Origin of the sequence: Sphingobacterium wenxiniae (assembly GCF_900116225.1) — a bacterium.
Taxonomy (GTDB): domain Bacteria; phylum Bacteroidota; class Bacteroidia; order Sphingobacteriales; family Sphingobacteriaceae; genus Sphingobacterium; species Sphingobacterium wenxiniae.
This window is the reverse complement of record NZ_FOZZ01000013.1, coordinates 15,703-34,793: the sequence shown is the minus strand read 5'-3', so window position 1 is coordinate 34,793 and position 19,091 is coordinate 15,703. Positions and strand designations below refer to the sequence as shown.

General features: G+C 41.2%; 19 protein-coding genes. 11 read left to right on the top strand and 8 right to left on the bottom strand.

The window, feature by feature from the left end:
* Positions 1 to 2: 2 nt before the first annotated feature.
* From lnt to rsmI, 4 genes are all read right to left on the bottom strand, one after another.
* Positions 3 to 1,634: an apolipoprotein N-acyltransferase gene (gene lnt / locus BM375_RS14800; RefSeq protein ID WP_093367188.1), complete on the bottom strand. Its 1,632-nt coding sequence runs from the start codon at positions 1,632 to 1,634 to the stop codon at positions 3 to 5.
* Positions 1,635 to 1,641: 7 nt separating this feature from the next.
* Entirely contained in the window at positions 1,642 to 2,310 is a 669-nt protein-coding gene (locus BM375_RS14795) for a PH domain-containing protein (RefSeq protein ID WP_093367187.1), read from the bottom strand.
* Between the two features lie 81 nt (positions 2,311 to 2,391).
* On the bottom strand, positions 2,392 to 2,694 hold the full coding sequence (locus tag BM375_RS14790; RefSeq protein ID WP_093367185.1) for a GIY-YIG nuclease family protein: 303 nt from the start codon (positions 2,692 to 2,694) through the stop codon (positions 2,392 to 2,394).
* Between the two features lie 66 nt (positions 2,695 to 2,760).
* A complete protein-coding gene (rsmI, locus tag BM375_RS14785) occupies positions 2,761 to 3,426 on the bottom strand; it encodes a 16S rRNA (cytidine(1402)-2'-O)-methyltransferase (RefSeq protein WP_093367184.1) in 666 nt (221 codons plus the stop codon).
* A gap of 471 nt (positions 3,427 to 3,897) precedes the next feature.
* On the opposite strand from rsmI, the gene serS reads away from it, so the two are divergent.
* From serS to BM375_RS14775, 3 genes are all read left to right on the top strand, one after another.
* On the top strand, positions 3,898 to 5,169 hold the full coding sequence (serS, locus tag BM375_RS14780; RefSeq protein ID WP_093367182.1) for a serine--tRNA ligase: 1,272 nt from the start codon (positions 3,898 to 3,900) through the stop codon (positions 5,167 to 5,169).
* Between the two features lie 751 nt (positions 5,170 to 5,920).
* Positions 5,921 to 6,079: a hypothetical protein gene (locus BM375_RS17375; protein ID WP_212611695.1), complete on the top strand. Its 159-nt coding sequence runs from the start codon at positions 5,921 to 5,923 to the stop codon at positions 6,077 to 6,079.
* Positions 6,080 to 6,152: 73 nt separating this feature from the next.
* Positions 6,153 to 6,782, top strand: a complete 630-nt coding sequence (locus tag BM375_RS14775; RefSeq protein ID WP_093367181.1) for a hypothetical protein — start codon at positions 6,153 to 6,155, stop codon at positions 6,780 to 6,782.
* Between the two features lie 4 nt (positions 6,783 to 6,786).
* Here the strand turns inward: BM375_RS14775 and BM375_RS14770 are convergent, their stop codons facing one another.
* The 3 genes from BM375_RS14770 to BM375_RS14760 all read right to left on the bottom strand — a co-directional run bounded on the left by BM375_RS14770 (position 6,787) and on the right by BM375_RS14760 (position 10,158).
* Entirely contained in the window at positions 6,787 to 7,488 is a 702-nt protein-coding gene (locus BM375_RS14770; protein ID WP_093367179.1) for a class I SAM-dependent methyltransferase, read from the bottom strand.
* 2 nt (positions 7,489 to 7,490) lie between these two features.
* Positions 7,491 to 8,702, bottom strand: a complete 1,212-nt coding sequence (gene pncB, locus BM375_RS14765) for a nicotinate phosphoribosyltransferase (protein WP_093367178.1) — start codon at positions 8,700 to 8,702, stop codon at positions 7,491 to 7,493.
* A gap of 121 nt (positions 8,703 to 8,823) precedes the next feature.
* Positions 8,824 to 10,158, bottom strand: coding sequence for a DUF6600 domain-containing protein (locus BM375_RS14760; RefSeq protein WP_212611694.1), 1,335 nt, complete (start codon positions 10,156 to 10,158; stop codon positions 8,824 to 8,826).
* Between the two features lie 226 nt (positions 10,159 to 10,384).
* On the opposite strand from BM375_RS14760, the gene BM375_RS14755 reads away from it, so the two are divergent.
* The 5 genes from BM375_RS14755 (at position 10,385) to BM375_RS14735 (ending at position 14,131) form a co-directional block, all read left to right on the top strand.
* Entirely contained in the window at positions 10,385 to 11,143 is a 759-nt protein-coding gene (locus BM375_RS14755; protein WP_093367176.1) for an MlaE family ABC transporter permease, read from the top strand.
* 7 nt (positions 11,144 to 11,150) lie between these two features.
* Positions 11,151 to 11,924, top strand: a complete 774-nt coding sequence (locus tag BM375_RS14750; protein ID WP_093367175.1) for an ABC transporter ATP-binding protein — start codon at positions 11,151 to 11,153, stop codon at positions 11,922 to 11,924.
* 6 nt (positions 11,925 to 11,930) lie between these two features.
* A complete protein-coding gene (locus BM375_RS14745) occupies positions 11,931 to 12,932 on the top strand; it encodes an MlaD family protein (RefSeq protein WP_093367173.1) in 1,002 nt (333 codons plus the stop codon).
* 1 nt (position 12,933) lies between these two features.
* On the top strand, positions 12,934 to 13,623 hold the full coding sequence (locus tag BM375_RS14740) for an RluA family pseudouridine synthase (RefSeq protein WP_093367172.1): 690 nt from the start codon (positions 12,934 to 12,936) through the stop codon (positions 13,621 to 13,623).
* A gap of 196 nt (positions 13,624 to 13,819) precedes the next feature.
* Positions 13,820 to 14,131: a hypothetical protein gene (locus BM375_RS14735; protein ID WP_093367170.1), complete on the top strand. Its 312-nt coding sequence runs from the start codon at positions 13,820 to 13,822 to the stop codon at positions 14,129 to 14,131.
* Positions 14,132 to 14,257: 126 nt separating this feature from the next.
* On the opposite strand, the gene BM375_RS14730 is transcribed toward BM375_RS14735, so the two are convergent.
* Positions 14,258 to 14,548 carry a DUF4286 family protein gene (locus BM375_RS14730; RefSeq protein WP_093367169.1) on the bottom strand — a complete coding sequence of 97 codons (291 nt, stop codon included), beginning with the start codon at positions 14,546 to 14,548 and terminating at the stop codon, positions 14,258 to 14,260.
* 188 nt (positions 14,549 to 14,736) lie between these two features.
* Between BM375_RS14730 and BM375_RS14725 the strand changes: the two genes are divergently transcribed.
* From BM375_RS14725 to BM375_RS14715, 3 genes are read left to right on the top strand one after another with little or no spacing between them, the layout of a single operon-like run.
* Positions 14,737 to 16,629, top strand: a complete 1,893-nt coding sequence (locus BM375_RS14725) for a S9 family peptidase (protein ID WP_093367167.1) — start codon at positions 14,737 to 14,739, stop codon at positions 16,627 to 16,629.
* 4 nt (positions 16,630 to 16,633) lie between these two features.
* Positions 16,634 to 18,313, top strand: coding sequence for a sensor histidine kinase (locus BM375_RS14720; RefSeq protein ID WP_093367166.1), 1,680 nt, complete (start codon positions 16,634 to 16,636; stop codon positions 18,311 to 18,313).
* A 2-nt stretch (positions 18,314 to 18,315) separates the two neighbouring features.
* Positions 18,316 to 19,014 carry a response regulator transcription factor gene (locus BM375_RS14715; protein ID WP_093367254.1) on the top strand — a complete coding sequence of 233 codons (699 nt, stop codon included), beginning with the start codon at positions 18,316 to 18,318 and terminating at the stop codon, positions 19,012 to 19,014.
* Positions 19,015 to 19,091 lie beyond the last annotated feature (77 nt).

Genomic DNA, 19,091 nt, shown 5'->3' with positions numbered 1-19,091 from the left:
TTCTATTTCTTTTTGTCCACAAAAACTTTCTTCTTTGGCTTCACCAAAAGAAAAACAGTGTATACGCCTGTCAACAGGAATAGATACGTAAATAAATCACCGAATCGGGTGTAGAAAGTCAGATCTTCATTGAGATTGATTTCTTGACTGATGGCTGTCGGTTCCCACCATTTTGTTCGCTGTACAATATCCCCACGTTGATTGATAAAGCCCGAGATACCTGTGTTGGCAGAACGTGCTATCCAGCGACGGTTCTCAATGGCGCGCAATTTGGCATAAAGCAGGTGCTGATCCTTGCCCGAGGTATTGCCCCACCAACCGTCATTCGTCACGATAGCAATAAATTGTGCTCCCTTTCTAACGTATTCCGCAACATAATTGCCCCAAATGGATTCGTAGCAAATAACCGGTGCAGCACCGATGCCACTGGCTGAATAAAGAACAGAAGGCTCTTCCTGGCTACCATAGCCTCCGGTAGTACCTCCGAAATGCGCAAACAAAGGTTTCATAAAGGCCAGTGCTTCACCAAAAGGTAATTGCTCTGCACCGGGGACCAATTTTGACTTATGGTAAAATTGCAGTTTGCTAGAATCGTCTATAAGGACAGCGGCATTGAATGAATCCACAAACATATTGTTGCCAAAGGCTCGCGCAGTATGTGTTCTTTGAACGTTATATATTTTATAGCTTTCAATTCCCGAAAGTACATTGCCGTTTTTGTATCCGTCTAAAAAGCTCAATACGTTTTCGTAAGCCGGATAGGCTCTGAACTCATCTTCGTTGATGCGGTTGGAGGCAGAAATCGCAGTCTCTGGCCAGATGAAAAATTCGGTGTTGGATTTACCAACTGTTCTCGAGAGGTCAATTAAAATGTATAGTTGTTCTTCCGGAGTGATATAGCCGAATTTACCATAGGGGTCAATGTTTGGCTGTACGACTACGACTTCTGAAGGATTGGTATGCTCTTCGAAGCGCATATATTGAATAAGCGATACCCCGATAGGTAAAACAATAGCTACAACAGTTCCAATCATGAGCCTTTTGGGATTAATGGCTTGAATGTCTTGGCGTTTCTGCCATATCAGCAAAAACAAAAAGATATTGGTAAGCCAAATCCACACTGTTCCCCCATAAACTCCCGTCACACTGTACCATTGGATAAGCTGGTGGAAATTTGCAAAACCATTGCCCAAGGTCATCCAAGGGAACGCTAAATCCCAGCTCTGATGTAAGTACTCATAAGCTACCCAAAAGGAAACCAGTCCTAAGAAGCTTGTGGCGATGGAATAGCGTTTGCGCAGTTGGTAGTAAAGTCGGAATGCCGTAGCCATTAGGAAAGGTGCTAAGGCAAATGGGATGAGCGATATCAGAAGAGATACATGCGGAGGCAAGAAGGCATTCATGGCGTTGTACACCCAATAAATGGACGCTGTATTCCAGACAAATCCCGTAAGAAAGCTCAGCCAGAATATTTTACGGCCTTTTCTGCTGTACGATCCGCGCATGGTCTGCTCTACAGCCATCAAAAGCGGAACAAAAGCAATCAGTAAGATTGGACTCGTATAGGGGATAGGTGGCCATGCTACCCACAATAAAAAGGCACTTAAAAGTGCCAGTAGATAATTATTCTTCACTATCGTATTACAGTTGGGATAATAATTCAGCTTTTTTGCTTTCGTATTCTGATTGCGTGATTAATTGACGATCATAGAGCGTTTTAAGCTTTTTCAATTTTGCTGTAAGTTCGTCTTCTTCCTTAGTAATCGGCTCTGCGGAAAGAACTGTAAAGCTCTCTTGCTCCTCTTGAATAGGGGAGTCAATGGTCAATTCTATAGCCGGTTCTTCGATGATTTCCTCTTCTATAATCTCCTCAACTGGGCTGACAAAGGCTGGTTTTTCAACTTCTGTTATAAAGTGTGGGTTGTTTTTGTTTTCCAATGCATCTTTGATGATTTGGTAAAGCTTGCGCGCCTGCACTTTAGGAATATAATCGATGGTTAGGTTTTCCCCAGTGAAAGGGATCACCGTCACCTTCGAACCGAAAATCTCCTCTTTGAAAGCAATATCCTTAATATCGTTCCAGGAGAAAATCTCAAAGTTGGTTGCTAAACCAAGTTTGGTGAATTCACAGAGGAAAATCCGTTTGTTGCTTACCGTGATGCTATCCGGCAATAATGTGACGGCCGGTTTTTTTTGTACGGCAATATATTGGATAAACTCTCCGGTAGTAAGCATGTCAATAATCTTATCATGGATTTTTTCCACGATTTTAGGGTCTTGCCCGTCTTGTAGAAATTTATCTAAGCTCATTTTTTTATTTTTTAATGTCCAATTGTTGTTTGAAAAACACGTCATTGCGAGGAGGTACGACGAAGCAATCTGTATTTTTCCTTACCATAGTTTTACCTCTTTCTCGTATAAGTCATCCCAATTAGGGTTTAGTTCTTCAATTAATCTTATCTTTTGGTGTCTACTTCCTCCTTTTAGCCTTTTCTCTTCGGATATGGTTTCTTCAATATTTGGGAAAAAACGATAATAAACGAGTCTGTTCACCTTGTATTTGTTTGTAAATCCGTTAGGATGAATTTTATGTTGATGTTCATACATACGAGACTGTAAATCTGATGTTACCCCTGTATATAGAACGGTACAACGATTATTTGTCATAATATAAACACATCCTCCTCTTTCCATCTTTAACTTAAAACTGTTTGCCAGATTGCTTCATCCTTCGCAATGACGGCAAACAAGATAATGCCTTTAAGAGCTCCCTGCTACACAAAATACAAATTCTCCCTTAACAGGGTTGTTTTCAAAATGTAATTTTAATTCCTGTAATGTTCCACGTACTGTTTCCTCGTATATTTTACTCAACTCACGTGAAATGGATGCTTGTCTGTCTGCACCGAAATACTGTATAAATTCGTCAATGGTTTTTAGAATGCGGTGTGGCGATTCGTAGAACACCATCGTGCGGGTCTCTTCTGTTAATTGTTTCATGCGGGTTTGTCTTCCTTTTTTTACCGGTAAGAAGCCTTCAAAGCAAAAACGATCGTTTGGCAAACCCGAATTTACCAAAGCCGGTACAAATGCTGTAGCTCCAGGGAGACATTGTATGTCCAATCCTTCTTTGATGGCCTCACGCACCAACAAAAAACCCGGATCAGAGATAGCTGGTGTTCCTGCATCAGAAATCAAGGCGATTTGTTGCCCTTCTTTTAAAAATTTGATGATTTCAGCAACGGCTTTATGCTCGTTGTGCTGATGGTGGGCAAATACTTTCTTTTCGATACCGAAATGTTTCAGCAACGGAGCGCTTGTCCGTGTATCTTCTGCCAAAATCAAATCAGCCTCCTTCAATATTCGGATGGCGCGGAAGGTCATATCCTCCAGATTACCAATAGGCGTGGGCACTAAATAAAGCATGCTCAAAGGTAGGAAATAGTATTGAGTATTGTATAGCTAAGTAAAGAGAAAAAGGTAAGGATAAACAGAAGAAGAGAGGGTGAGGCGAGAAGAATTGAGTAAGAATTTAATTCCCCCGTAGGGTCGGGGGAACTAATCTTCCAGACATACATGGTCATCACCGTCATAGACTAACTCATAAAGCTCTATGCGGTTTTCTAATTCTAATGTTTCGACATCTTTAATCATATTCTTTCTATTTTTTTTATTGTTGATACAAACTTACCAGGTTTTTATGAACTTTAGGTAAGTTGTATATGAATTTATTGTTAAAAATTAAAAACCATATTCAAATATATGTGATTTTTTGATTAAACAATATGTTTTACTGAATTTTTAATATCAAATAAGTTTTTATGTTAGTGTTTTTGTAAAGTTGTGTGTTGTCGATTACACTTCTTATCTTTGCCTTTTCAAAATATTTATTCATATATGTTACAGTTATCTTATATCCGTGAAAATAGGGATGCCGTAATCGAACGATTGGCGGTGAAGAATTTTAAGGATGTGGCGTTGGTTGATGCCGTAATCCAATTGGATGATTCGCGCCGTAAGATTCAGAACGAGTCGGATACGATTGCAGCCGAAGCCAATGCTGCTGCTAAGCAGATTGGAGATTTAATGCGTCAAGGCAAGAAAGAAGAAGCCGAAGCCGTTAAGTCGAAATCCTCGGGATATAAGGAACAAGTGAAGGAATTGACCGAGGAGCTTTCTGCTATAGAGCAGGAGTTGAACGAAAAGATTGTACAGTTGCCTAACTTGCCGCATGCTTCTGTTCCTACAGGTGTTTCGGCAGAAGATAACGAAGTGGTCTTAGAGTATGGATCAGTTCCTGCTCTTCCGGAAGGGGCCTTGCCTCATTGGGAGTTGTTGAACAAATACGATATTGTGGATTTGGAATTGGGTGTAAAAGTAACCGGTGCTGGTTTTCCGGTCTATAAGGGAAAGGGTGCGCGTTTGCAACGAGCGTTGATTAATTTCTTCTTGGATCAAGCGGCAGAAGCGGGATATAACGAGGTGCAAGTGCCTGTTGTGGTGAACGAAGCTTCGGCATTTGCTACTGGACAGCTGCCGGATAAAGAGGGGCAGATGTACCATGTAACCGGTGATGATTTGTACTTGATACCGACGGCAGAAGTTCCTGTTACCAATCTTTATCGTGATGTGATCGTGAAGGAAGAGCAGTTTCCTATCAAACATTCGGCTTATACCCCTTGTTTCCGTAGGGAAGCCGGTTCTTATGGTGCGCACGTGCGTGGTTTGAATAGGTTGCACCAGTTTGATAAAGTAGAGACGGTACAGATCGTACATCCGGATAAATCCTACGAAGTGTTGGAAGAAATGAGCCAATATATCCAAGGGCTTTTGCAGAAATTGGAGTTGCCTTATCGTGTATTGCGTTTATGCGGTGGCGATATGAGCTTCACTTCTGCGTTGACTTATGATATGGAGGTATTCAGTGCAGCACAAGAGCGTTGGTTGGAAGTCTCTTCGGCATCCAATTTCGAGACGTACCAGTCTAACCGCTTGAAGGTGCGCTTTAAAAATGCAGAAGGTAAAATGCAGTTGGCGCATACCTTGAATGGTTCAGCTTTAGCCTTACCGCGTATTGTAGCTTCCATCTTGGAAAATAACCAAACGGAGAAAGGGATACGTATTCCAGCGGTATTAGTGCCTTACACTGGTTTTGAATGGATAGACTAAAAAAGGTATACATAACAGAAGAAGGCTTGCAAACGCAAGCCTTCTTCTGTTATTATCTTTTCCCTATGCGGGCGCACGCGTTTCGCGTGTGCCCTGTATAACTGTTTGTAGATCTAAGTGTAACTTGTTGAAAATGGATACAAGCCACAGGCTTGCACCAGTAAGAAGTCTAAGAACTTTATTCATGAAGTAGAAATTAAACTCCATTCATATTATTTTATTACCCTTAGTAATCGCTATGTTCAAAACTACAGATAGTAAGAGTAGTCCATAAATCACCCAACACAGGCTATTTCGCTAATATAATGCGAACCTATTTCTACGTAACATGGAAACAAAGACAACATACATTACAACAAAGTCAAAGGGAGTTAACAAAAAGACAGTTGTGTTTTAGATTCGTGCAAAGATCTTTTTCTTGGTGATATATGACATTTTTGCATAGTACAGGAAAGTTACCTTTAAGTCAATTCAGTTTTTGTTGTTGTCATTATGGATTCGAGTATATTTTACATACAGAACGATAAAGTCTAGTGTCGTTTATATGGCAACAGCATACAAATTGCAGTTCGCTATTTAATTTAAGGTGAAATCAATATTCTTCTGTAGAAATTTACCTTTCTTTAAAAGCATGTTACGTAGCAAAATAACCAAGACACTGTACAGTGTCTCTATGAATGTGTAGGTTATAATAAAGTCTATTGCATCCCTTGCTTAGAATAGGTACAGCAAGAAAAGGACTCTATACACTGTGCAATTGACAGTTGAGCTCGTAGACATGACGTATTACAGTGTGTATGGGTATATTGTCATGTTGTGGAAAGCAATTGTACATGAGGTGTTGTTCATCCTGATTGGTAATAAGTATATACACAGTGCTCTGCTGTATGTGGTGGAGCGTAGTATGTAGATTGTTATTATTGTTTTGTATCTTCGGGTAAAGAGGATATTTATCCAATTATAAATAGCTTTATTTTTTTGCCATGAAATATATACGTGCAAAGGCAGGCTTCATTCGCTATACCGATGAAAAACTACTTGTTAGAGCTGCGCATATTATAAAATGCATGCAGTCATCAACGGTGTTTACGCAACCTCGTCCGGTACTGTGCGAGATTGAGAAAGCTTATGCCGAGTATAGCGATCTGGTCATTGCTGCTGTTGGAGGGAGCCGAATTATAAAAGCTCAACGGAGAGAAAGTATGAAGGTATTGTGTGTTTTGTTGCAGGAATTAGTTAACTATGTCAATGAGGTTAGTGATGGAAACTTGCCGAAACTCTATAGTTCGGGATTTCCGGTATTGGCAAAAAAACGAAAAGGTACAGCGCCTGATGTTCCTGCCAATCCCTTTGTGTGTGATGGGCGCGTTAGTGGAGAAGTTGCATTTGGTTTTCAACCTGTTGGACGAGATATGATATATGAGTATTGTTTTGCGACGCAAGTCGATCAGCAATATGAGCCAATATGGGGTGAAATAGAGATGCGTACAAAATCATTTAAAGCGTATAAGTCCGGTTTCTTGCCTGGGAAATATATCTTTTTCAAGGTTCGTGCGACAAATGGCCATGGTAGCAGCGCTTGGACAACACCAATAAAATTTTTAGTACGGTAGGGTATTACTTTCTCGGTTCCATTCGCACCAGATACTGGTCATTGTCATCTTCAAATAGGATCTGTACTACCCAGCCTTCTTCATGTGCGATACGGATAAGTTCCTGCTGATCGATGTATAACCATTGGAAAGGTTGACCCATAGTTCCTTTATATTCGTACTGAAAATGGATTTCGCCCAAGTAATGTTCCGGTTTTTGGATGCGGTATTCTTCGTAGAGGTAACTAATGTCCGAAGAGTCGAACAGCAATTGCCCTTTGTCGGATAGCAAGGTCTTGCTATGACAGAGTAATTGGCGGAAACCATCGATCGAGCCAGCAAGGCCGATACCATTCATCAGGAAAAGCAGGGTGTCGTATTTGCCTTCCGTAAGCTCAAAAAAGTCCTTTTGGATGATGTGGCGGACGCCCCGTTGTTTCATAATCTGGCATGCGGAATGGGAAAGTTCCAAGGCATCAACGTTAAATCCCTTCGATTGCAAATGCAAGACATGGCTTCCTACGCCAGCCCCCACGTCAAGAACATGTCCGTCGCATAAAGCTAAAGCGATATGTTCCAATTCGGGAAAATCTTCCTCGTCACGAAAAAAAACTTCTATCGGCATTTCCTCGATGTCGCCATAGCTGCTATGTAGTAGCAAAGGTTCTTTTAATTCTTGAAGCGAATGAAAGTCATATAGTGCTTCACCGTATACATCACGTTCCATATTCAGTCTTCCATCTCCCTTTTTGTCACCCTGAGCGAAGTCGAAGGGTCGATTTTTAATATTTCCTTGGCCATTGTTATTTCTTTTTGCAGCCCGGTATGTTTATTCGGTTCATCCGACAGTTTGATAACGCCTGTCCATTCACCATCTTCCGGTTTGGCTTCGACCATTTTTAATACAATATTCATTCGCGGTAGGCCAACATCATTGGTGAAATCTGTACCGATACCGAAAGAGTATCCGATTTTACCTTCGCAGAAATGTGCGATATGCTCTACCTTGTCGTAGTCCAACCCGTCTGAAAAGATAATTGTTTTAGTTCGTGGGTCGATACCCTGTGCTTTATAATGGTCGATGGTCATCTGTGCGAAGTTCAATGGATCACCACTGTCATGGCGCACGCCATCAAATAATTTAGATAGCTTTTTATCAAATTGTTTGAAGAACACTTCCGTGGTATAGGTGTCAGAAAGAGCGATACCCAAGTCGCCGCGATATACTTCTGACCAATGTTCCAAACCCAAGAGGTTCGCCATTTTGTAGCCATATTTCGCAGCGTGAAACATAAACCATTCATGTGCGTGCGTGCCAATAGGTGTGGTTTGGTATTTCATGGCGAGGTGCACATTGCTTGTTCCGATAAATGTACTGGAAGGGTGATCCTTTAGCGTACGGATAACCAAATCGTGCACTTCATACGAATGACGTCGGCGTGTGCCAAAATCGGCTATCGTGATGTCGAGTTTATCGTATTTGTCCATTTTGTGGGTTACGATGTCACAGACTTCTTGGTCGGGAACACGATTGTCTCCTAGCATTGCATAATAAAGCTCGCAGATCAAGGACATGATAGGCACTTCCCATAGGATCGTGCGGTACCAATAGCCTTCGATAATTACTTGCAGGTCTGTGGCATCTTGTGCTATAGTCACTTCCGATGGATCGTATCTATAACCTTGAAGAAAGTCCAGGTATGTGGGATCTATGTATGGGCATTTCTCCGTGAGGAATATCTTCTCAGCTGATGTAAGCTTCAATGTAGACATCTGTGCAATGGCTTCCTTTAGGCGTTCGCCGAAACCTTCAGGAAACTCATGTTTCCCACGGTTGATGAACTGGTACTTTGCACGGGCTTTGGGAAAGAGTTTCACCACAGCAAATTGCATGGTGAACTTATAGAAGTCATTGTCTAAAATGGAGGTGAATGCTGCCATGAACAAGCTATTTATCGTAAATAAGCAGTGAAGTTAAGCATTTGTGCAGGGAATGCAAAAAGCGGATGGTTTTTTAGGCCATCCGCTATAGTTGTTGTTTCAAATTAAATAGACTCTTTTATTATCTTCTTGTGCGTTCTGACGCTCGTTGTTGTCCTGAGGAACTACTTTGGCTTCTCGATGTAGAAGCCGCACGTTCTACTCGAGGAGAGCTTTGACGACTCGCCGTAGGCGCAGAGCTTCGTGAGCTTGCTTGGTGCACCTGAACAGGAGCGCTGTTTTGTCTTTGTGGCTCACGCGATTTGTTGCGCTGCGGTGCAGACCGCTGTATCGTATTGTTTTGGCGTGAGTCATTATTCTGTTGTGGCTGCGTTGCTCTTGGTGTACGTTGTGGTGCACTGCGTTCAACGTTTTGTGATTGTCTGCTGTTGCGTTCCACAGAGGTACGGTTGGTAGGCGCCTGTGTGCTTTCCTTGCGTACTGTAGGACGTTCTGTCGAAGTACGATTACGGTCCGTTCTTGTGTTGCCTTGAGCTTGTCCGCGGTTGCTATTTTCCACCCTGCGACTGTTTGTTGTACCTTGACGATTTGTTCTGTTTTCAGTTGCAGTACGACTATTCCGGCTGTTGCTGTTTTCGTTGTTGCCGATGCGTAATTCGCGTTGTCCATTGGTATTTTGAGTTACACGGCTACGTGTATCTGCATTTCTATCCGTTACACGACTATTGCTTGCTCCGCGGTCAGGGCGATATAGAGACACTGATCTTTTATCTACCTGATGTCTGCCCGGACGATCTGCAGTACGGATGTCCCTTACCAGTACCCGACGACCGGTATTGCGTTCGATGTCACGACGTGAAGGTCCGCCATAGTAGTGGTGATTGTTCACGACATAGGTATTGTTGATAATTGTCGTGCGGTTATATACTGTCCGTTGCCCGTAGCTCCAGTGGCGATAGATATGTTGGTCGTAGATACGACGGGTTGGAAGGAATATCCACAAATTAACAGGAACTCCGACAGATACTGTTACGCCTACTCGTGGAGCCATTGGCGCCCATCCGTAGTATCCGCCGCCACTGCGCCAATCTACCCATGCAGGTCCCCATTCATATCCAGGTATCCATCCCCAACCTCTGTAGTTGGTGTATACCCAACGGCCATAGTGGAACGGAGCCCAACCCCAATCATAGTGCGACACCCATGTATTGCCGTACTCGGTCATTGCCCAATAGCCGTTGGTGCCATAAGGTCTGAAGTTGGCATCAACATCTGGAAACCAAATATCCCCGTAATGAGCATCTCTATCCCAGTAGCCATAAGGAGATAATTCATTATAGAACACGTCAAAAGATACTGATCCGTATGATTGGGCGGAAGTTGTTTTATGAAAAAATACACTTGAAAAAAATGCTACTAAAGCAACTAAAAGTGTGGATGTATATCTGCGTCTCATGACCTTAAAAATTAAAGTAAAACCATCGTTGTTTGTGGATATGACTGTGAGGGGGCCATAAAGGTTTAACAATCGGTCGAAAATCATAAACAAACGGGCAAGATGTGTGTTTGTTAAAATATTAACAGGTTGGGGTTTAGATAGGCGGATAAAAGTTTGTACATTTGTCGGATATTTTTTCGGCTTGTCTGATTAACAAGACAAATCGCTAAAACAGCAGGTATTCATGGGAAGCAAAATAGAAAAGTTACTTATCGAATTCGCAAAACTTCATCGTTTTATGATGAGTTTCCTGCGAGAGGCAGTTTCTCCACCATACGAATTTAAGGAAATCATCCGTCAGTGTTACGAAATCGGCTGGCGTTCATTCCCTTTGATCAGTTTGACTGGTTTTATCGTAGGTTTCGTTTTTACGAAACAATCGAGACCCTCCTTGGAGGAATTTGGCGCTACTTCGTGGTTGCCTTCCCTGATATCCATTGCTATCGTGCGCGCTTTGGCACCCTTAGTGACGGCATTGATTGCTTCGGGAAAAGTGGGGTCACAAATTGGTGCTGAGCTGAGTTCGATGAATGTTACGGAACAGATTGATGCCATGGAAGTTTCGGGTACAAACCCAACGAAATTCTTGATTTCTACGCGTATCATAGCTACCACAACCATGATTCCTGTATTGTGTTTTTATGTGGCAGGAATTGGGCTTTTGGGAGGGTATCTGAGTATCGCATCCAAAGATGATCTCAGTATTCTTGCCTTTTTTACGCAAGTATTTGAGTCTATAGCTGCAAAAGATATTTTTGCGATGGTTCTGCGCGCTGTGGTATTTGGTTTTACCATTGGGTTTGCCAGTTGCTATGTGGGCTATTATTCTTCTAAAGGAACAGAAGGAGTAGGGAAAGCTGCGAATAAGGCGGTGGTATCTTCTATGTTTTTGGTATTCATCGAGGAGTTGCTCATTGTACAGTTATTGGCGATAATAGGTTAAGGCTACTATGGAAAAGAAGAACATACAAATCGATTATAATGATATCGTTATCCATGTAGATAATGTCAGTAAGTCTTTTGGAGATTTACACGTCCTTCGTGATGTGGATTTGAAACTGTATAATGAGGAAAATCTTGTTGTTCTTGGTCGTTCGGGGACAGGTAAATCTGTTCTTATCAAATTGATTTCCGGATTGTTGAGGCCGGATAAGGGCAATGTGAATGTGTTGGGTGAGGTCGTTAATGAGCTGGATGAACGTGACCTGCGAGCGCTTCGTCAGCGTATAGGTTTCTCCTTTCAGAATAGTGCATTGTACGACAGTATGACGGTTCGGGAGAATCTGGAATTCCCCTTGGTGCGTAATAAGCGTAATCTGACACGGGCAGAGATTAATAAAGAAGTAGAGGAAGTATTGGAAGGTGTGGGACTGTCGCAAGCAATTAACCAAATGCCGTCTGAATTATCAGGGGGACAAAGAAAACGTATAGGTATAGCCCGCACGTTAATTTTGAGACCAGATATTATGTTATATGATGAGCCGACTGCTGGGTTGGATCCTATTACTTGTTTGGATATCAATACGTTGATAAATGAAGTGCAGGAAAGATATAAAACTTCATCTATTATCATTACCCATGATTTGGCTTGTGCCAAGATGGTAGGCGATCGGATGGTGATGTTATTGGACGGCAAATTTGAGCGACAGGGGACATTTGAGGAGATTTTTGACACGGATGATGAACGTGTCAGACCATTTTATGATTATAATTTTATTGTTTAAAGATATATGGGTACAAACGAAAGGAAGCGTTCGCTTACAGTAGGGCTATTTGTTTTGATCGGTTTGATTATATTGGTAGCCGGCATTCTTGTATTGGGGACACAGCAGAATAAATTCAGTAAAAACCTGGTGGTTACTACATTCTTCCATGATGTGAAGGGGTTGAAAGTGGGGAATAACGTCTGGTTTTCTGGGGTGAAGGTGGGAATTGTGAAAGAGATTACATTCCAGAGTGTGGATGATGTGAAGGTAGTGTTGCATATCGAGGAAAAATCAAGCCAGTTCATCCGCGAAGACGTGATGGCGAAATTGGGCTCTGACGGTCTGATTGGTAATGCTATCGTGAGTCTTGTTGGTGGTTCTGATAATGTTCCGCCGATTAAGAATGGAGATGTTATCAAGTCTGTAACGGGTACCGATACGGAAGCTATGTTTGCTACTTTGCAGACTAATAACGAGAATCTGGTGGAGATTACAAAAAACTTTGCTATCCTGTCACAGCAGATGGTGGAAGGAAAGGGGACAGTCGGGGCGTTGATGACGGATTCGACAGTTGCACTTTCGTTGAAAAGCTCGGTGAACTCCTTGAATAAAGTGATGGCGGATGCTAATAGAGCATCTTCTAATTTGGCTGTTTTGATGAATAAGTTGAATAGCAATCAAGGGCTTATCCACGATTTAACGACTGATACAGCGGTATTTGCCAGCTTACGCGAATCTGCTGCGCAATTGCAGGGTGTTACACAGACGGCTTCTGCCTTAATGGAGAACCTAAATGCTACTTCTGAGCGATTGAACGATAAGGATAATGCTATCGGTGTATTGACAAATGATCCGGAGGCGGCAGCTGAAATCAAGCAGATTTTGCAGAATTTGAATGGAAGTACCGCAAAACTTGATGAAAATATGCGGGCTTTGCAAAGCAATTTTTTATTCCGAGGGTATTTTAGAAAGCAACAGAAAGAACAAGCGAAAGCAACTAAAGATTCTCTTGCCGATTTAAAATAACATGGGAATAACAGATAAAGACGTTCTCTACGAGGATAATCATTATATTGCTATTAATAAGCGTGCTGGTGATATTGTGCAGGTGGACAATACCGGGGATACCTCAATGGAGGAAATGGTAGCTGCTTATTTGGCACAGAAATATAACAAGCCGAATGGCGCTTTTATAGGTGTTATTCATCGTCTGGACAGACCGGTGAGCGGCATGATCTTGTTTGCTAAAACCAGTAAAGGTTTGGATAGGATGAACCGCTTGTTTCATGATCGGAAGGTATCGAAGACCTATTTTGCTGTGGTGCGTAATCGCCCGCCGAAGCAAGCTGATACGTTAAAAAATTGGTTACTTCGCGATCGAAAGAAAATGATAACCAAAGCCTACGACCGAGAGGTTAAGGGTGGAAGTATAGCGCAGTTGGATTATGAGGTTCTTGGTGAGTTGGAGGGTTATTATCTACTTAAGGTAACACCACTTACGGGGCGGACACACCAGATTCGTTGTCAATTGGCTTATATGGGTTGTCCGATAGTTGGCGATAACAAATATGGTTATCCCAGAGGAAGCTTAAGACGGACGATCTGTTTACATTCGAGATCGTTGGTATTCATTCATCCGATAAAGGATGAAAAGATGAAGTTGATAGCAGCATTACCTACAGATGGTTTTTGGGAGAAGTTTAACAAGTTGATCTGAGAGAGATGGGAGCACGACAGCATACACAATTATACTGGTTGCCGTCCTTGCGAGGAACGAAGCAATCTGGCAACCATACAAAGCAGATTGCTTCCTCACTATCGTTCCTCGCAATGACGCTTTTTATAACAATGTATTATGTCGTGAACTTAACAGTCAAACGGCTTTTTGTATAAATAAACCCTATCTTTGTCATATGAAACATTTTCGTTTTCTGTTTTTGATATTGAGCGTGTCGGTGACGACGGGCATTGTCAGTCCTGCGGTTTTGAAAGCACAGTGTGCAATGTGCTCTTTAAATGCTGAAAATGCAGCAGCCAATGACAATGCGCAAGGTAAAGGTTTAAACGATGGTATTCTTTTCCTCCTAGCAGTTCCTTACCTTATTGCCGTTGGGATTGGTATTCTGTGGTATAAAAAATATAGAAAAACACAGGCTAAAAGCATAACTCCGTTGGAGAACCTGGGTATAACCAATTCGCAAACCTCTTCCTCTACGGGAGAGTAGGAGTAAGTTTTTTGTCGTGCATTCCCGCCTGAAGCGGGAATGCACGACAAAAGTTCAATTTGTTTTTATTTCCCTAACTTTTGGCTTACTACGTTTTTTCTTTGAAGATCCTTCTTAGATGCGATGCTAATCCAATGCTATATATTGCATCCGGCTATCAAATATAAAAGCTTTCTCAGGATGATGGGTACCGATACGTTCCTGTAGTTTTTCAATGAATTTTTGTTGAAAATGGGCAATCTGTTCATCGTTTTCGACCGTCATTTGAATACAGTAAGTTGTACCTTCGTGGGGACTGTCCAACATCTTTAAGAGCTTAGCTTCAAATGCATTGTTTTTAAGCTCATAGCTTAGCCATTCATATATCGCAGTATGTGCGCTGTCTTCTACAATAACAGATACGTTGTATAAAATCATAATGCAAAAATAGTAAGAAAGATGCGAGAGTAAAGAAGAAAGAGCAAAGAGGCAAGAAATAAGAGCAAATAAGAAAGACAAGAGAATAAAGAGGAAAGACAGGAACCTTTCTTTCCTGTAAAAATAAGGTTGCATTGCCGGAAAATTCTTAAAAAATGTTAATATTTGAGTAGATAATTGGGACGTGTATGTATAGAATTTTGTTTTGGTGTCTTGTGGTAACCTTGGTGTGTACTTCTGTCGGTTGTAAAAACAGCTCGTCAAAGGACAAGCTTATCCCAATAGAAGATTTTTTCGTAAAGCCGGAGAAAACCAATTTCAAGATATCGCCTGACGGTAAAAAGATAGCTTACCTTGGCTTAGAAGATCATTGTCGGAATATATTTGTGCTGGATTTGGTTGATGAAAGTAGATCTAAACAACTGACCTATCAGTCGGATATGAACGTGCAATATTTCTTCTGGGTTTCAGATTCTATGTTGGTCTATTCCAATGCCCATTCTCCAATGGATAGCCTTCGGATATTTTCTATTTCTGTCTCGACAGAAAAATCCATTGCTCTTTTGCCTACGCAATCGACCCGTCTACGGTGGTTAAGTCCACAGATAAGTTATGGGAATTATTTGTTAGCGTCACTCAATAGTAGAGATTCTACTGTTTTTGATTTGTACAAGATTTATCTGGATGGCGCCAAACCTGAACTGGTTACCAAAAACCCCGGAAATATTCTGCATTGGATAGCTTCACCTGACGGCAAGGTGCGTTTAGCCACAACCAGTGATAGTGTCCAGGAAAGTATCCTTTACCGTGCTTCGGAAGCTGAGGCATTTAAACAAGTGGCGATTACAGACTATCAAACCCTTATCAGACCTTTGGGTTACGTGAAAAACTCCTTGACGAATATTTACGCTTTATCTAATGACAATCGGGATAAGCTTGCTTTGGTGGAATATAACACGACAGAAGGCAAGGAAGAACGCGTTGTTTATTCGCATGATAAAGTCGATATTAATCCTTCGGGTTATTCTCCTTATCTGCAGAAACTGGTGTATAGCCAGTATATTGTTAATAATAAGGAATTGCATTTTTTCGATGCAGATTTGGCTCATAAATTCCAACGGCTTTCGGCTCAGTTCGAGAAACAAACATTGGACATATTGGATACGGATACGAGCCTGAATCATTGGATTGTAAAAGTATCTACTGATGTAGATGCTGGCAGTATTTATTATTATGATGCAGAAACCAATCATATTACCTTATTGTCGGATCTTAATCCTAAGCTGAAATCGATGGCACTACAGCCCAAAGAACCTATAACTTTTCAAGCACGTGATGGACTTACTTTGCAAGGATATCTTACTTACCCTTTAGGTGGTAAGAGGAATGGGTTGCCGGTCGTGGCGCTTGTTCATGATGGGCCTAATCGTAGGGAAAGTATGGACTTTGATGCAGAAGCACAGTTTTTAGCGAATAGAGGTTATTTGGTTTTTCAATTGAATTATAGAGGGTCTTCGGGATACGGAAAGCAGTTCTGGGCGGCGGGATTTAAGGAGTGGGGTGGTAAAATTCAATCGGATATCATTGATGGCGTCACTTGGTTAATCCATCAAGGTATAGTTGATAAGAACCGTGTCGGGATTATGGGAGCTGGTTTTGGTGGATATTCCGCCTTGCATGCTGCAACTTATAACTCTTCTTTTTACAAGTGCGCGATATCCATGTCGGGATACACAAATCTGTTTACCTATTTCAAGGAGATACCGCCCTATCAACAGCCTTATGTCCGTTTGTTTCATAATATTATTGGCGATCCGGTGCGTGAGGCAGATATGTTTAAGGCTATTTCGCCTGTTTTTCATGCTGATAAGGTGGGAATTCCAGTGCTTTTTGTACAAGGTGGTCGTGATAGGTTCAGCTCTTTGACAGATGCCAATCAATTTGTGCAAAAAGTAAAAAACAATAATACGCCAATTCGGTATATCTATAGAGAGGATGAGGGGAGAAGGTTCCGCTCAGAAGAAAATATGATAACTTATTATCAAGAAGTAGAAGATTTCTTGGCAAAATATCTGAAATAGGCCCATGGCATATAACCAGCTAAAATACCGTAAGAATTTTGGTCTACTGATTGCTTTTGTCATATTGGTAACGGTTCTCTTTGTTCTGGCCATGCTTTTTGCCCGAAGGGTAATCTACAATTTTGTTGAGACTGAATTCAATAACCGTAAAGTGGAAGTCTTCGACCAATCCGTACAATCTTTCAATGAATTTTTCAATGAAAAGATTCCGGAAATATCGTATTACCAAGGTTTTTTAGATTCTGTCAAGGCTGCTGAATTTGTTAATGACGTGATTCGTAAAAATGCGTTTGTGGAAAAGGCACTCTTTTATGATATCGAAGTTACCAATGCGGATTCCATTGAGTCGGGAATTCGCTACAATCATTTGCTGATTTATCCAAAACGGGTGGTCGATTTTCATCTGGATAGGGAGAATAGGCTGGTTGCAGAGCGTAAGCTACGAAGCGAAGGGAAGGAATACGATGAAGATTTTAACAGCATGATGCTGAAATTTATTGCTTTTCTTGATCGGGTGAACGATTCGACAACCTTGTCTGACAACGATATCTATCGGGTTTTTTATACGCTCAATGCGGGGAAGGTCTCCTACATGAATATCCCGAGGGTCAGTGATCTCTTGGTGTATAAAAACATGATGCATTCGTCCGAAGCACCTGTTGTTACGTATGAACACGATTTGTTTATGTTTTCGGTGAACCCTCAGAAAATACAGATAAAAAATATCGCTCCTAACCTATATGAGCGGATTGAGGTCTTGCCAATTGTATCGGGCAGTGTGTCGGATCAGCGCAATTATTGGGAAACTCAGCTTTCCATGCCGGGAGCATTATCTGATTATAAGCTACAGTACAGCAGTTCGGAAGGCTTCATCTATAAGGAAATTAATAGACGCTTCTTTCCGGTCAGTGTGGGGATTTCGATTATTTATATTATTCTTATCCTTATCGCTTACCTCATTTATCGTAATGCAATTATAAACAGCAAATTGTTTCGTCTACAGTATGACTTTATAAATAATCTTACACACGAATTTAAGACCCCGGTGAGTGTCATCAAGATCGCTGGTAACAATATTCAAAGTGCGGAAAATCTGTCGCAGATGGAGCAACAGATGTATGGCAAGATTCTGGATCAGGAGGCGGATAAACTTAATAGCTTGATGAACAAGCTACTGTCCTTTGCACAGATTGAAAACAAATCTATTAAACCTAACAAAGAAGAGGTGGATGTGATGGAGTTCTGTGAGCCGATATTCGATGCGATAAAATTAAAGTATCCTGATATGCATTTTACGTATCATGTCGATGTGCAGAATAATATGGTCGTTGATACAACCTTATTGGGGAGTGTTTTTCAGAACCTTATTGATAATGCCTACAAATATTCAGAGGTGAATAAAAGGTTCTTACATGTGGATGTGCAGCAAAATAAAAAGAATTTTATTGTTAAATTTACAGATCGAGGAATAGGTATCAATAAAAAGGAATTTAATAGTATCTTTAAGAAATTTTATAGGGTCAAAAATCAATTTAATCAACAGGGAAGTATTGGCTTAGGATTGGCTTTTTGCAAAGAGATTATTGATTTTATGGGCGGAGAGATTAAAGTGGATAGCGTACAGAACGAGGGTACAACCTTTACTTTGCTGTTGCCTCTCGGTCCAAAGAAAAACAAAGAATGAGTATGAGTAAAGATATTACAATTGCAGTTGTTGAGGACGATGAAAACCTCCGGTTTTTGGTTGTACATCGTTTGATGACCGAAGGCTATAATGTCATTCAATCGGCAAATGGTCTAGAAGCTGAGCAGCTTATTATGGATCAGAAGCCTGCAGTGGTCCTGTTGGACTGGATGCTTCCGGGAAAAGAAGGTATTGAAGTATGTGAAGCTGTGCGTAAACAAGGTTTTGAAAATATCATTATCATGATGACAGCTAAGTCACAGGATGTGGACAAAATCGATGCGTACAGTTATGGCGTAACTGATTATATCACCAAACCTTTTAATATGGATGTGTTGGTGGCGATGATTGAGAATAAAGTGCGTTTCTTCTTGCCTAAGAATAGTGACATCTATACATTTGGTGATACGGAACACCATCCAAATATCCATTCTTTGGTACGTGATGGTAAAAAAATCGAGTTGACGATTCTGGAAAATAGGATTCTTCTTTATTTCTTGCAAAATGTAGGTAAAGAGATTACGCGTGAGGAACTGATGGAAGTGGTTTGGGGTTACAGCTCCAATGTAAATACACGTACCTTGGATATGCACGTCGTCCGCCTACGGAAAAAAATTGAGACTAATCCGGATAAACCCCATTATCTACAAACGGTAAGAGGATTAGGGTATAAATTTATCGATACAAAAGAAGAAGAATAAATTTGTTTATATCAAACTTGATTGTTAATTTAGCAATCAAGGAGCAAGACCATGTTGTCCTGAAGAGGGGCGGTATG